This is a genomic window from Shewanella sp. CG12_big_fil_rev_8_21_14_0_65_47_15, from assembly GCF_002783505.1.
In the GTDB taxonomy this organism is placed as follows: Bacteria; Pseudomonadota; Gammaproteobacteria; order Enterobacterales; family Shewanellaceae; genus Shewanella.
This window is the reverse complement of record NZ_PFGL01000023.1, coordinates 1-14442: the sequence shown is the minus strand read 5'-3', so window position 1 is coordinate 14442 and position 14442 is coordinate 1. Positions and strand designations below refer to the sequence as shown.

The window sequence follows — 14442 nt, the reverse complement described above, 5'->3', positions numbered from 1 at the left end:
ATCTTCCATCTCTATTTTCATGATCTTGGCTGGGCTCGCCATGCTGATCAGTATCGGAATCGGACTCTGGGTTAATCGCAGTGTGATGAACCCCATCAGCGATATAGTCACCAAACTCAACACCATCCACCAAGACTCAGATCTGACCGTCAAGTTTAAGATGTTCAACGATGATGAATTAGGTCAAATATCCACGAGTCTCACCCAAGTTATCGAGCACTTAAGGGGTATTCTAAATTCAATTGCTGAGGCAGCAAACACAGTAAATGACTCTGCGAACGATCTCAGTGGCTTCACCCAAGCGACGAATAAACGTATGCAGCAACAGCAGGCCGAGACAGAGCAAACCGCAACCGCGATGAATGAAATGACCGCGACGGTTGCCGAAGTCGCCCAGAGCGCTGCTGCCGCGGCTGATTCCGCGAAAGACGCCGATACCTATGCCGCCAATGGTAACCATATTGTGATGCAGTCGATTAACAGTATGTCGCAACTGTCAGATCAAATTCAAAAAACGGCCCAAGTGATTGGCGTGCTATCCAATGAAAGCCAGAATATTGGCCGCGTGCTCGATGTAATTAAGAGTATTGCCGAGCAAACCAACCTATTGGCCCTAAATGCGGCCATTGAGGCGGCTCGCGCCGGTGAGCAAGGTCGCGGCTTTGCAGTGGTTGCCGATGAGGTGAGAACACTCGCCCAGCGAACTCAAAAGTCCACCCAAGAAATAGAAGCGATGATCGCCACCCTGCAACTCGGCGTCAAGGAAGCCGTCAGTGCAATGGAAGTGGGGATAAATCAAGTTGACGATGCCAATGATAAAGCTAATCAGGCGGGCCAAGCATTGAAGGAAATCGTCACCTCAGTGGATAATATCACTGAACTTAACACACATATTGCGACCGCAGCCGAAGAACAAAGTAGCGTAGCCGAAAGCATTAACCGCAGTATTATTGCCATTAGTGATATTGCCGAACATTCTACAACTTCCGCTGTTGAATTAAGTGAGTCGGTGATTAATTTAACAAAACTCGCCAGCAGTATGCGTAATCAAGTCAGTGCATTTAGGCTCTAATGGCATATCACGGGCTTGAGGGAGTTGGCTCTCAAGCCCGTTTTTATACTTAGATTTTATGCTTATAGCTTAGATTTTATACTTAACATAGCCAACACTAACGACAAAGATGGTGGGATTAGCGGACGAGCTCTCAGGGTTTTATCCATGCTAACGGATAGAGGTCACTTCAGCGATTGTGAGCGGACGACTCTCACCCGGTGCCAGTTGCTCATCCAACACAATATCGCCTATTGATAATCTATGCAGACCAACCACTGGATTACGAAATCGGCCAAACATACGTTTAATTTGATGGTACTTACCTTCCCTCAGTGTCACCTCAGCCACATGGTCATCGAGGATCGTAAGCTTGGCAGCTTGCGTCTTAATATCCTCAAATCCGAAATACATACCCTCAGCAAATGCGGCAATATAATCCTCCGTTAAGGGATTAGCGAGCGTGACCCGATACACTTTTTCAACCTTCTGCGTGGGCGACATCAATGCCTCTGACCAGCGACTGTCATTGGTTAGCAATAATAATCCGGAAGAGTTTAAGTCCAATCGACCCGCAATATGCAGCTCCTCACGCTGCTCGCAGTTGAGTAGCTCGATTACTGTTTTATGCCCATCATCTTTAGTGGCACTCACTACGCCAATGGGTTTATGTAACATAATATAAATGGGGCTGTTGGCCTGTAAAATTTGTCCATCAAGCTGAATATGGGAAAACTCATCCACTTGCCTATCCATCTCTTTAGCAATCTGGTCGTCGACCCGCACACGGCCAGCGAGCAATAAATCTCGCACCAATTTGCGGGGTATTTGCAGCTTTGCACCAAGATATCTATCGAGCCGACCACGTTTAGATTGCATAACACCTCGACATATTCACCCTCAATAATTCATAAAAAGTGGCTCCCCAATATCAACTTAAATTACTGGTCGAGGGGAAGTATTCGATATGCACAGCGGCGAGCACCTTCGACAATATGTTCTTCACGGCTCACGACGGCGATATCGGCGAATAACTGCTGAAAAAGTTGCAACTCAGAGCGGCAAAAATTTAAGCAATGAGTTGCCGCAGCGCAGATAGGACAGTGATTTTCGAGTAGAAAATACACCCCATCGACTTGCTCCATTGTCGCCATATAACCTTCGTCTGAGCGTAATTGCGCGAGTATAGCTAAACGTGTCGGAATATCTGTCACCCCCAACATAGCGGCGCTATATTGGAGCAACGCACTTTGCTCCCTGTAATCGATAAGCTGATCTAAGCCTCTATCACCAAAGATCATTTTGACTGAATCAAGCAACTGCACCGTCAACTCCCCATGACGATCGGCAAAGTGGGTTCGGCTTTGCTCGGTCAAGCCCCAATAACGCGTTGGGCGACCACGGCCTTCGACTCTATCTTCAATATCCACATCACCAGCCTCCTCCAAGGCCTGGAGATGTTGACGCACCCCCATAGTCGTTAACGCCAATTCCTCCGCTAAGGTTTTAGCTGTGAGCGGACCATGCAATTTGAGCAATTGAATAATCTTATCAGTGGTTTTCATTTGAAATCTCCAGTATTCCCAACGGATTATCCCCCAATCGTCCGCTTTTTAACAGATTAAATAAACTTTTTTATTTACTTTACCCTTTACAAGATTAAATAAAGCAATTACCTTATAAATAATTTATAAACAAATGGGTTTACTTAATGAAATTACTCATCATCAGTACCAGCCAAAGATCCGATTCTCAGAGTGCTAAAGTCGGTCGTTATATCGCCGAAAGTAGTTTCTCATCACCCCATGCTATGGGTTACGACAGCATACACCACTTAGAGTTATGCCAATTTAACCTGCCCTTTTGGGATGGCGAGGAAGACAACAAGGGTGAACACTGGCCCGAAATAGAGCAAAGAGTCGATGAAGCCGATGCGCTAGTGCTGATCACCCCAGAATGGGGTGGTATGGCATCGCCGTTACTGAAGAACTTCTTATTGATGTGCACTCGCCAAGAAACCGCCCATAAACCAGCCTTATTAGTCTCAATATCGGATGGTATTAGCGGCACCTATCCCATCGTTGAAGTAAAGATGAATGCACTCAAAAACAATAAATTAGTGCCTATTCCCGATCATTTGATCATTCGCAATGTCAGCAATGTGCTCAATGCCATTCCCGAGAGTGAGCGTGATATCGCGCTCAGGGAAAGAGTGCAATATAGTTTACATATGCTGCATCAATACGCCCAAGCACTGGCCCCCATTCGTGAACGACACGCAACGCAAGCGTACCCCAAGCAGCAGGAGTACTGCTACGGTATGTGAGCGGCTTGCAATTTTAACCACCAACGACAAACCCCATGACAAGGAACGCATTATGATCCATTTAGAGCATATTAACTTAGTAGTAGACGACATCCCCGCAGCACTACGCTTTTATCAAGCGGCTTTTCCCCACTGGCGCGTGCGCGGCGGCGATAAAGGCACTTGGTACGGCAAACCCCGTAACTGGATCCATTTTGGCGATGATTATCAATATATTGCTTTTAGTGACAATGGCGAAGGCGAAAACCGTGATTTAACGGGTCACCAAATAGGCCTAGCACATTTTGCCTTTGTGACCGATAACTTAGATGCCGTGATCGCCAGATTAACCCAAGCTGGGTTCCCTATTGCCAAAGAGGGCATGGAAGATCCCTATCGCCGCAATATTTACTTCTTCGACGCCCATGGCTTTGAAGTGGAATTTGTGGAGTATTTAAGTGATATTCCCGCAGAGCGCAATCGCTATTGATAATATGAACCGCGGCGGTAGGTTTATATCAACACCAGGCTCAAGTCATAAATGCCTTAACCACAAGGTTGGGCTATCGGCATAAGTGGATAAAAGCGCTCAAGCTACGGTCCACTTTGCCATTTGCACTCGTGCTTAAAGTCGTTACTTTAAAAACGGAAATCGCTACACTAACCGCCACAAAGCGAGTTACTAATTAGATGACACTATGCCTACGCCTTATTCCTATTCCACGACTTATATCCTAGATAAAGCGCATTTTGATGAATGTTATACCCAATCCGTTATCCCAGATCCCACGCTCAAGCCCTATTACAAAGGGATTGGACTGGTACTCATCGGCATCGCGCTTATCTTCACCGACATTAGCCTGTATTTAGCTTACTTCTTCGTTGGGCTAGGCGTTATCGAAGCCCTCAATGTGAAATACCACAAGACTTGGTGGCTGATGCGCCAGATGATGAGTAAAGCGGCAAGCAATGAAGTGACATTGAGCATGGATGAGCAAGGTATTCGCACTCACTCTCGGTATGTGGATAACCAAATTCGATGGACTGATATAGATAGGATCAAAGAAACCGCTAGGGGTTTCTTGCTCACCCACAGGGCGGGAACGAGTTACATCTCTTCAAGTTGCCTAGATACGGCCACTATTGCCTATATTAGGTCTAGGTCAAAAAGTCGAGATTGGGTCACAAACTAAATGTAGCCGCCACGAATCAGTTAAGCTGTTACACCCTAACTTCCGCCCACAAAAAAGGCTGATAAATATCAGCCTTTTACCAATCACAACATCTTGAGTTTATTTTTTCAATTCACCTACGGGTAAAATGGTGCGGCCGTATTCATTGTTCAACACTTGCGCCATAGCAAAGTAAATCGCACTCGCACCACAAATGATCCCTTCAAAGCCCGCTATAGTGCCTATCAAGGCATTGCCGGTAAAATCACGGGCAGCCAGCAAGAAAAATAACAGGGTCAATGAAGCAAACACAAATTGTTTAGCTCTCGGATAACGCAATGATCCCACAAACATAAACGCAGTAAAGATCCCCCAAAACGTTAAATACCAACCCATAAAGTAGGTTGGGCTGGCGGCAATGCCAGCATTCGGCATCAAAATTAATCCAACCAAAGTCAACCAAAACAGACCATAGGACGTAAAAGCCGTTGTCCCAAAGGTATCACCACGCATAAAACACATAATACCCACAATGACTTGACCAAGACCACCGTAAAAAATGCCCATCGCCAATATCATGGCATCGATGGGAAAATATCCAGCATTATGGATATTTAGCAGCATTGTCGTCATACCAAAGCCCATTAGACCTAATGGTGCAGGATTTGCCAGTTTTGTTGACACAAGAGTTCTCCGCGAGATTTTTAACTCAAATAATATCAATATGTTAGAAAAATATTAATACAATAAATAGAAGAAAGTGACGCATTCTATTGAACAGTTAAAATATTAGCAATGAAAACATCTTAAGTTAAAGTTTAGAATTAAAAGCCAATAAATTCAAATAGATAGTTTATTTAATTTCGAAAAAATAGAAAAAGCAAAACCTGCCATAAAATTAATCTTTTTAGATTCAACAAACTATCAAAAACCTCAATAAATAGTGAGGAACATCAAGCTTTAGCCAGCAAATTTGCATCAGTTCAAAGTTCGATTATTTGCCCATAAATAAGCTAAGACTAAAACGATAGGAAAACAGCATAAATTATTAACTTAATCCCAATATCGACAGAAGAGTGAGATAAATCCCACTTTAACCAAATTTTTATCAATATCCCCTCGTGCTGCAACATTATCCTAGCAAGCAGTTTCAAGCGGCAGGCCCACAGCAGCACCGAAGAATCTATCTGTGTCCGCACTTGAATGAGTGCCGGGCGATCAGGGATTAGGATCCGAGGCAGAAGTTCATAATGCCTTGCCCGTTATAGGGAATAAGACTTAGCAAACTCACTTGCAATTATTTATATCCAAAAAATAATAGCAGTGATAAATTGCTGCAGTTGACGCAGTAAAATTGAGAAAACAAATCTTAGCCTGATGTTAACAATCAATAACTAAAGGAAATAAAATGAAGCAGTTATCCACTATTATCACTCTGTCGGCCTTAATGAGCTTTGCAACCCTTGCCGATGAATCGACCCTTCCTCCCGCTCCTGCAAGCGACATAGCTCAACTGACTGAAGTTTGCCAACAGATGGCATCTGAGGACCAAGTAGAAAATACCGAATTAAAGCAATACGTGCTCGATTGTGTGAATGACCAGTTAACTGAAATGGGTTACCAAACCGTAAAAGAACTCAATTAAGACTATTCGCATCATTCCTTTAGCGTAGTCTCCTTCCTCGGTTTTCAGCGCTTTTTGTAACGCCATTCACCTATCGAATGGCATTACTGACTTCGATAACCCTCATTTTCATATCTTTTTAATTACATTTCATCACATCCAAAGCCATCGAATTAACATTTGAAGTTAACCGCACAACACCCTGCAAATATAAACTTTGGCGCTTTTTAAGTTGGCTTTCAAATGATTACAGCATCTACATCTCAGTTATTTATATGATATCTGTATCATTTTGCATCCCCCCAGGTGAAAGCACTGTCGAATTCAGCATAAAATGCTAATCTATTTCCCTCTGATAACAACCTCAATCCCAAACGTAAAATCATGTATCGTATTTTAGTTATCTTATTGACCAGCCTCTGTTTGCCTTCTATTGGAATGGCGAAGGATTCCTGCGCAACCAAAGATGAATGCATAGAGATGCGAAATTGGGATTTAGGCGTTGCCGTGGGATGGGGACAAAAAACTAACCCATTAAGGGATTTCGACGATATTCCCGTCTTTTTTATTCCCTCAGTGGCTTACTATGGTGAACATTGGTTTTTTGATAATGGTAATGTCGGTTATAACCTAATCGAACAAAACGATTTTAGCCTCAACTTAGTGACAAGCTATAGCTTAGATAGAGCCTATTTTTACCGTTGGGATCCCTCCAATATCTTTCTTACCCGTAGCACACAGGAGCAGGCTAACTTTAAAACCGCTAACTCTTTGAGCAGTGAGCCCGATCCCGTATTTAATTCACTCGAGTCGCGGAACTTCACCATGCTTGGTGGTGCCGAAGCCTTTGTCTACACTCAGTTAGGTACAATTCGATTGGCATACACCCACGATATGTTTAATGTGCATAACGGCTCTGAAGCACAAATAAAGTGGACCTATGTTTGGCATCCCAATCGTTGGGTTATCGACCTGTCACTGGTGTTTGATTGGAAGAGTGAAAATGTAGTGGACTATTACTACAGTGTACGCCCAAGCGAAAACGCCTACTGGAGTGAACAGTACCAAGCTGATTCGGGTTGGAACCAAGGTGCAGAAGTCACGGCACGCTATATATTAACAGACAACTGGGATCTGCTATTGGCAGTTCGCTACACTCAAATTGCCGATGAAATTGCCGCCAGTCCCTTGCTCGATGAAGACTATAGCAGCACCTATTTTGTTGGCGCAGCCTATAGGTTTTAACATTAGTGGCCCATCCTCGTATTAGTTCGCTTTGCGTATTAGGTCTAAGCCTCAGCTTGATGGACCCTAATTCTGCACAAGCCGCCTCGAGTGACGTTTCCAGCCTTAAGTTAACACCCGAAATATGCATCACAGGTGCAGATGAGAAAGCCTGTGAAATCCGAGTCGAATTACGTTGGGAATTACCCCACAACGAACTGATTTGTATCTTGTCAGATAATGCCGACTACCCTAAGTTGTGTAGTGATACACCCGAACAACAAAGCATCAGCTTAAATGTGAGCACCTTGACCGATATCCATTTCGTCTTGGTGAGTAAGGAAAGCAATCAAACCTTGGCAGGTGCCAAACTAAAAATCACGTCAACCTCGCAGCCTCAGGTGCGCAGACGTTACCGTAACCCTTGGAGTTTATTTTAATGACGAGCCCACAATCACCCCACAGAGTGTTATTGGTTGAAGACGATGTTCGTCTTGCGAATTTAATTGTTGATTACTTGAAATCCCACGGCATGCACGTTGAAGTGGAACGCCGAGGCGATACAGTATTAACGCGCTTACTCAACTACAAACCCGATATCATCTTGTTAGACATCATGCTGCCGGGCATGGATGGCCTTAGCCTATGTGAAAAATTACCCGACTACTTTGCCGGCCCGATCTTACTGATGAGCGCACTAGGTTCGAGTGAAGATCAAATCAAAGGGTTAGAACTCGGTGCCGACGACTATGTAGTGAAACCCGTAGATCCCGCACTCTTAGTCGCACGGATCAACAACTTACTGCGCCGCCAAAACCAACCGCCTCAAGCCGAATCCCATTGTTTGACCTTTGGAAAACTGAGCATAGATCCCCACACCCATGCGATTAGACTCGATGAAAAAGAAGTCGATTTAACCAGCCATGAGTTCGAGCTGCTATGGCTACTGGCCTCACAAGCAGGCCAAGTGCTCAGCCGCCAATATATCTATCAATTATTGCTTAATATTGATTTTGATGGAAAAGATCGAAAAATTGATGTGCGCATCTCAAGACTTCGCAAAAAACTCAACGATAATATTGAAACGCCGTTTAGAATTAAAACCGTTTGGGGTCAAGGTTATCTCTTTGCCCCCGAAGCCTGGAATAACTAAGCCACAACAGTGAAACGTCTCTTTATCAGCTTATATTTGTTACTTAGCCTCAGCTTTCTTGGCATAGGTTGGACACTCGACAGCCTATGGCAGAAAAATGTAGATGATAACAATGCACTCGATGCGCCATTCGTTGCACTCGCGCAGCTATTGGCACAGTTGCCTCAGGACACTCGTAGAGCGTATCTTGAGGCGCTGCCGGGTAATCCACTACTGCCTTTAAATCTGCTCGATGCAGATCAAATTGCCTTAGGGAAGGATCAACAGCTCAGCCCAAATCATGTTGTGACCACCACCACAAACGATGACGAACAGTTTCAATTTATCATGGTTGGCGAGCAAGTGTTGATGGCTGGGCCTTTAGAAATAGATCCTAGGGCTAACCTACGTAATTTATTCACATTATTCTTCTATTTATCACTCGCCCTAGTGGCACTGATTTGGGTTGGCCCCCTTTCACGGGACTTAAGCATACTGCGTAAGGCCACAAAAGAATTTGGTGAAGCAAAGTGGGATACACGCATAGCCCTGTCCAATCGCTCCCAAGTCAAACCCTTAGCCAACACCTTTAATGAAATGGCACGCCATATCAGCGCCCTAATTGAGAACCAAAAACACCTCTCTAATGCGGTATCCCACGAGATCCGTACACCACTGGCAAGGCTCAAATTCGCCCTTGCACTTATGCCTATGTATTGTCAGCCGGACTCTGACGAACAAAAGCGCCAAGATTTCCTCAATGAAATGCAACTCGATATTAAGGAAATGGAAAATCTACTCCAAGAATTATTGACCTACGCCAGCTTAGAATCACAACGGGAAGGAATTCAACTCGATGAATACGATCTGATCCAGCTTGTTAATCAAACCATTAAACGTCTAGAGACCTTAAGTACGCTCCCTATTCGCTTGCAAACACAGCTCAGTACCTTAGCCCTTATCGGTGAGCCCACCTTAATCGAACGCGCCCTGCAAAATTTACTCACTAACGCTCAACGCTTCGCCCGCACAGGAATTAACATTGAAGTCACCCAAACCCAGCAGAAGATCACCTTAAGTGTGAGCAATGATGGAGAACCCATACCAGAGGTTGATTTACCCAAAGTGTTTGAACCTTTTTACCGAAGTCAGTCGGTACAAAATGGCAATAAAGGGCATGGATTAGGATTGGCGATTATCAAACGTATTATGCAACGCCATCAAGGGGATGTCACTGTCACCAGCAATCCGCAACAAACACGCTTTAGCCTAACTTGGCCGAAAAAGCGCAAGCTCTAATAAGGAAAGAGGTTAATCAAGTAACAGCCTGCGATAACTAGAATGGGAAAATGTAAACTGTGAGTTCAACAAGGTATCTAACCTAGAAGTTATCCAACATATCAATCTAGCTCGAAGCTACCAAAGTCTAAATCTGTGCTGCTCTCTGGTTCAAAATTCAATTGTGGATTTAATGCCGCCCTCTCCTGCGCGATTTGCAGTTGCTGCGCCTTGATCGCGGCCAGTTGGCGACGACGCTTACGTTGATTGCAGAGACGGATCACATCGTACTTTTGTGCATCGGAGAAACTCAGCCAGTTAAAGCGTTCATCACGGCTACGCAGACAACCTTTACAATAGCCCCGCGCATCGGTTTGACACACACCGATGCAGGGACTAGGGATCTCAAAAAAGGCTAACTGTTCCATGATGATAGAGTTTCTCTGCCATAATTTACACACGTTAATCGGGTGTATTGAACTTGCCGCTAATATTAATGCTAAAAATTCAACACTCTTACCTAAAGTACTTGCAGGAACGACCTTAATCAAGGCACATTGAGCAGAGTTTGTACAACTTTTGGAGCACTATCATGGGATATCGTCATTTTCTTAATCTACTCCTCGCGGTCGCCTTATTAAGCGCTTGCAGCAGTAAACCTAAAAACGATTACGACCTCAATTACGACTTCAGCACATTGCACAACTTCACCCAGCTCACAACATCGTCAACGGACGATCCACTAAGTGCCCAGCGTATTCAAACAGAAATCAATCAGCAATTGGCTCAAAAGGGTTTTGTAGAAAATACAGCATCACCCGATTTTAATGTCGCCTACGCCTTACTGACCCAAGATAAACCTAAGGATTCTGGCCTTTCTATTGGCTTAGGCACAGGCACATTCGGAAGTTCGGGAGGGATTGGAATAGGCACCAGTGTTGGCGTGCCACTGGGGAGTGATACCGCTAAAATTCAAACCATTCAGATAGATATTATCGACCCTAAGACCAATAAATTAATTTGGCGGGGCAGCGACAAATATGACTTCGACGCAGGCGGTAATGAAAAAGCCCAAGATACCGCCAAAGCCGTCGGCCGAATTTTGGCACAATTCCCACCGAAGAAGTAAGCAGATGAAGTAAGCAGCCAATAATGGATGGATGCACACTCACCCATCCATATGCGCCTAAACCGCCACCGTTGATAGCAAAAAATCCACCAACTACGCCATTCGCCACTAGAAGATAATGTGCACTTCTATTCCAATCGGTAATACTTCGGGACAATTTTTCGCCTCCAGAGTCTAGAAATCGAATCCATCCATCTCTACTCATGGGCATTCACGGTTCTGCCTGCGGCCCATTGCCTAAGCGCATTGATTTTATCGCTCATCACTACAGATAAAGGCCGCGTTTTACTGAGTTCTTCGAGTAATAACGCTTGATCGACACCGCGCTCGACACTTCTTGCGGTATATATGGCAGCAATGACGGCTTGTTCGATTTCGGCGCCGGAAAATCCTTGGCTACGGGCCGATAATTGGGCGAGATCTAAGCTCGCCACATCGATTCCACGGCGCTGACAGTGGATCAAGAAGATGGCTTTGCGTATGGCTTCGTCGGGTAAATCGACAAAGAAGATTTCATCCATCCTGCCCTTGCGCATCAACTCTGGCGGCAGGGCTTGAATATCATTGGCGGTAGCCACCACAAACACGTCTGATTTACGCTCCGCCATCCAAGTGAGTAAGGTGCCAAGGATCCGTGTCGATGTGCCCTCATCACTGCTACCGCCGCTTAAGCCTTTTTCAATTTCATCTATCCAAAGCACGCAGGGCGACATCATGTCGGCGAGAGCCAGTGCGTTGCGCAGGTTTTTCTCGGTTTCACCTATATATTTGTTATATAAGGCTGCCATATCGAGCCTGAGCAAGGGTCTTTGCCAAACACCCGCAACCGCCTTAGCGGCAAGGCTCTTGCCACTACCCTGCACGCCGAGCAGCAAAATCCCCTTTGGTATATCCAATACTTTGGGAACATAGTTAGTATTTGCTGTCCCAGTATCATGCTTAACTGCCGCGATGGGCGCGCGCTGCTTAAGCCACTTTTTAAGGTTATGCAGCCCGGCGATCTCGGAGAAATCACTCGTATCGTATTCAAATTGCAGTACACCATTAAGATCGAGTAGCTGAAACTTAGCTTTATTGAGGGCATCGATATCCGATGAAGTAATAGCGCCATCATCGACTATGGCTTTACGCACCAGACGGCGGGCATCATCTAAGGTCACGCCCCGCAGATTCTCCGCCAGTTTTGTTACGGCCGTATCATCGACCTGTAACTGTGTACCTTGATTACGAATGTTATCGACCTCAAGGTAAATCAGGTTTTGCAATTGCACCGTACTTGGCAAAGTTAATTGAAAATAGGCGCAATAACGTTTGATTTCGGGCGGGATATCGAAGGCATGACTCACCAGCACTAAAGTGTGTTGCAGCGTCTCGTATTCTAGGGCGATTTCTTTGAGTAAACGTACATTCTTAGGCGCATCGATCACAAAGGGATGAAAGTCGCACAGCACATAAATCCCCTTCTGTGGAGTTGATTTAATCTGCCCGAGTAAATCTGTAGGTTCGCTATTAAACTTTTGCGCCGCCATGGGTTTATCGACCCGGGCTAAGCCTTGGGTAATACTCCAAGTAAACACGGGTTGATAGAGCACATTAGCGACCCGCTTAAGCAGTTCGACCACGCGATATTCTTCATAGGTTTCAATCACTACGATGGGTGTATTGGAGCGCAGCACTGAGGTTAAATCGCGAATATCTTGCATGCTTGTATATCCATTAGCTGTGATTAAACGGAAATTTAATATAAAAAAGTCCAGCGAACTGGACTTTACAAAATAATGTAACCGAATTAACTCAGTAATTTAATGCACTAATGTCCATCAAAAAACAAGTAATTCAACCAACCTTGCATCCTTAGCAATACTTTACGCATCACAGCTACATGATGGAAATGCTCAGTATAAATAGCGACCTGTCCAGAAACCCCCGCGGGAAATTGTTTGCGGATCGCATCATCTTCGATGTCAATCAACACAATCACACGGCCATTTTGAAAAAGTCGATTCGACGACTGCAAAGTGCCACTCATTTGAATTTCACCTTCTGCCATGGCGGGTAATATTTTTGCCACTTTCCCCTTAAAGATCTGTCCTGGCGCGGCATCCAGTATGACCTCGGCCTCATCACCTTCCTGTAAACGCAACAATGAGTTTTGCCAAAATGCGCCCGCAAAATATCGTTGCTCGTCTGGAATAAAGCTCATTACGGGCCGCAAAGGCAAAGGCACCGCCATAGCGCCAACCCGCAATGCCATTTGGGTCACTACGCCATCGGCCGGCGCACGTACCACAGATTGGGCTAAGTCATAAAGGGCGCCGTCTAAATCCGCTTGTAAGCCTGCCACTTTAGTATTAACACCATCAATATTAGATTCGTAGGCCAGCCTGATACGTAACTCTTCGGCATTCGCTACTGTCAATTGTGCCTCGGAGGCTAAATACAATTGACGTCTATTATCGAGTTCCAGTTCAGTAAAAGGCGAATTCGCCCCTCCCTTCTTACGGCCTAACTCGTAACGCTCGAAGGCAGATTTATTACGGTCCTTATCGGCCCTCGCACGCTCTACATTTGCCTTAGCCGATTCCCAAGCAGCGGCGAGTTGTGGCACTTCGAGTTCGGCTTCCATCAAAGCGGCACGTTTACGTTTTACTATGGCTTCAAAGGGAATAGGATCGAGACGAAATAGCACATCTCCCTGTTTTACAGGCATATTAGGTTTGACTTCGACCGAAGTGACCAATCCTTTAACTGCAGGTGTAATAGGAATGGTGGCAAAATACTCACGGGAAAAACGAGAATAAGGGTGGTTATAATTCATCAGCAGCAGCAAAGCGCCAATAATGAAGACGCCCCCCAACACCGCCGTAGGAACTGTCCATTTATTTAGTGGGATTTTAAAGACTTTAAAGATAACAATACAAATGGCGGCATAGGTAAGTATAAGTAATAAATCCATGTTATACCTCTACTTTATTGCTAGGTTTAGCATCATCGACCGACGAAGGTGTCGACTCTAATTGCTGCAGGCGGGATTGTAATTCTGTCACTGTTTGCCTTAGAGCCTCAACATCATCCTCTAATGCTTGTTCACGCTTCATTACGGTATTAAACCCCCATCCACGATCTTCCCGGTATAAAGTGGCCCAGATCCATAAAAATGGCCAAATGGCGTGCAAGGTAAATAAACTCACCCAACCTGCAATATGGAGAGCATCCTGTTGGGGATGATTACGCTTTTTTGCAATTTCATAGGGAATATCATGAATGGCAATCACGCCATAAAACACAATGATAATAACAAATAAAAGAACACCTAACGCAAAATAGTCTAAAAACATAAAGGCTCCTTATACTAATAATATTGACTCCACCCCACAAGATTAGTGGATGAAGCACAAACTCGCTATAGGTAAATGAATAACCACGAAGTTTAGTGTCACAGGACCAGATAAATATTGCTTTTTTATTTAGATCTGGCACACATTTGTCGATTTACGCCATGATCATAGGGTATGTTCAAGCTAAAC

17 protein-coding genes and 1 pseudogene are annotated in these 14442 nt (G+C 44.8%); 10 read left to right on the top strand and 8 right to left on the bottom strand.

All coding sequences use genetic code 11. The features are described from left to right. On the top strand, positions 1-1072 hold a 1072-nt coding region (locus COW15_RS07165), incomplete at its 5' end, for a methyl-accepting chemotaxis protein (protein WP_293631300.1). 150 nt (positions 1073-1222) lie between these two features. Here COW15_RS07165 and COW15_RS07160 read toward each other — a convergent pair. Beyond that, complete coding sequence (locus COW15_RS07160) at positions 1223-1930, bottom strand: 16S rRNA pseudouridine(516) synthase (RefSeq protein ID WP_293631298.1); 708 nt, start codon at positions 1928-1930, stop codon at positions 1223-1225. Positions 1931-1992: 62 nt separating this feature from the next. Then, positions 1993-2616 (bottom strand): metalloregulator ArsR/SmtB family transcription factor, encoded by a 624-nt coding sequence (locus tag COW15_RS07155; protein ID WP_293631296.1) that lies wholly within the window; start codon positions 2614-2616, stop codon positions 1993-1995. A gap of 146 nt (positions 2617-2762) precedes the next feature. Here COW15_RS07155 and COW15_RS07150 point away from each other — a divergent pair, with 146 nt between their 5' ends. From COW15_RS07150 to COW15_RS07140, 3 genes are all read left to right on the top strand, one after another. Beyond that, entirely contained in the window at positions 2763-3377 is a 615-nt protein-coding gene (locus tag COW15_RS07150) for an NAD(P)H-dependent oxidoreductase (protein ID WP_293631295.1), read from the top strand. A gap of 52 nt (positions 3378-3429) precedes the next feature. After that, positions 3430-3846, top strand: coding sequence for a VOC family protein (locus tag COW15_RS07145; protein ID WP_293631294.1), 417 nt, complete (start codon positions 3430-3432; stop codon positions 3844-3846). Positions 3847-4054: 208 nt separating this feature from the next. Beyond that, on the top strand, positions 4055-4549 hold the full coding sequence (locus COW15_RS07140; protein ID WP_293631293.1) for a YcxB family protein: 495 nt from the start codon (positions 4055-4057) through the stop codon (positions 4547-4549). A 99-nt stretch (positions 4550-4648) separates the two neighbouring features. Here COW15_RS07140 and COW15_RS07135 read toward each other — a convergent pair whose 3' ends face one another. Then, entirely contained in the window at positions 4649-5212 is a 564-nt protein-coding gene (locus tag COW15_RS07135) for an acetate uptake transporter (RefSeq protein WP_293631292.1), read from the bottom strand. Between the two features lie 724 nt (positions 5213-5936). Between COW15_RS07135 and COW15_RS07130 the strand changes: the two genes are divergently transcribed. The 5 genes from COW15_RS07130 (at position 5937) to COW15_RS07110 (ending at position 9807) form a co-directional block, all read left to right on the top strand. Beyond that, positions 5937-6173, top strand: coding sequence for a hypothetical protein (locus COW15_RS07130; RefSeq protein WP_293631290.1), 237 nt, complete (start codon positions 5937-5939; stop codon positions 6171-6173). Between the two features lie 363 nt (positions 6174-6536). Further along, on the top strand, positions 6537-7397 hold the full coding sequence (locus tag COW15_RS07125) for a MipA/OmpV family protein (RefSeq protein ID WP_293631289.1): 861 nt from the start codon (positions 6537-6539) through the stop codon (positions 7395-7397). 5 nt (positions 7398-7402) lie between these two features. Continuing rightward, on the top strand, positions 7403-7816 hold the full coding sequence (locus tag COW15_RS07120; protein WP_293631288.1) for a DUF3019 domain-containing protein: 414 nt from the start codon (positions 7403-7405) through the stop codon (positions 7814-7816). Then, complete coding sequence (locus COW15_RS07115; protein WP_293631287.1) at positions 7816-8529, top strand: response regulator; 714 nt, start codon at positions 7816-7818, stop codon at positions 8527-8529. Before COW15_RS07120 ends, COW15_RS07115 begins: the two co-directional genes overlap by 1 nt. A gap of 9 nt (positions 8530-8538) precedes the next feature. After that, positions 8539-9807: an ATP-binding protein gene (locus COW15_RS07110; protein ID WP_293631285.1), complete on the top strand. Its 1269-nt coding sequence runs from the start codon at positions 8539-8541 to the stop codon at positions 9805-9807. A 101-nt stretch (positions 9808-9908) separates the two neighbouring features. On the opposite strand, the gene COW15_RS07105 is transcribed toward COW15_RS07110, so the two are convergent. Next, on the bottom strand, positions 9909-10214 hold the full coding sequence (locus COW15_RS07105; RefSeq protein WP_293631283.1) for a DUF1289 domain-containing protein: 306 nt from the start codon (positions 10212-10214) through the stop codon (positions 9909-9911). Positions 10215-10378: 164 nt separating this feature from the next. Here COW15_RS07105 and COW15_RS07100 point away from each other — a divergent pair, with 164 nt between their 5' ends. Then, a complete protein-coding gene (locus COW15_RS07100; protein ID WP_293631281.1) occupies positions 10379-10915 on the top strand; it encodes a DUF4136 domain-containing protein in 537 nt (178 codons plus the stop codon). A 64-nt stretch (positions 10916-10979) separates the two neighbouring features. Here COW15_RS07100 and COW15_RS07095 read toward each other — a convergent pair. The 4 genes and pseudogenes from COW15_RS07095 to COW15_RS07080 all read right to left on the bottom strand — a co-directional run. Further along, positions 10980-11120, bottom strand: a pseudogene (locus COW15_RS07095) (DUF2625 family protein); the annotation flags it as partial. Continuing rightward, entirely contained in the window at positions 11113-12618 is a 1506-nt protein-coding gene (locus COW15_RS07090; protein WP_293631280.1) for an AAA family ATPase, read from the bottom strand. The gene COW15_RS07090 and the pseudogene COW15_RS07095, both read right to left, overlap by 8 nt. 107 nt (positions 12619-12725) lie before the next feature. Continuing rightward, complete coding sequence (locus COW15_RS07085) at positions 12726-13871, bottom strand: HlyD family secretion protein (protein ID WP_293631278.1); 1146 nt, start codon at positions 13869-13871, stop codon at positions 12726-12728. 1 nt (position 13872) lies between these two features. Continuing rightward, positions 13873-14253 carry a DUF3302 domain-containing protein gene (locus COW15_RS07080; RefSeq protein WP_293631276.1) on the bottom strand — a complete coding sequence of 127 codons (381 nt, stop codon included), beginning with the start codon at positions 14251-14253 and terminating at the stop codon, positions 13873-13875. Positions 14254-14442: the final 189 nt, after the last annotated feature.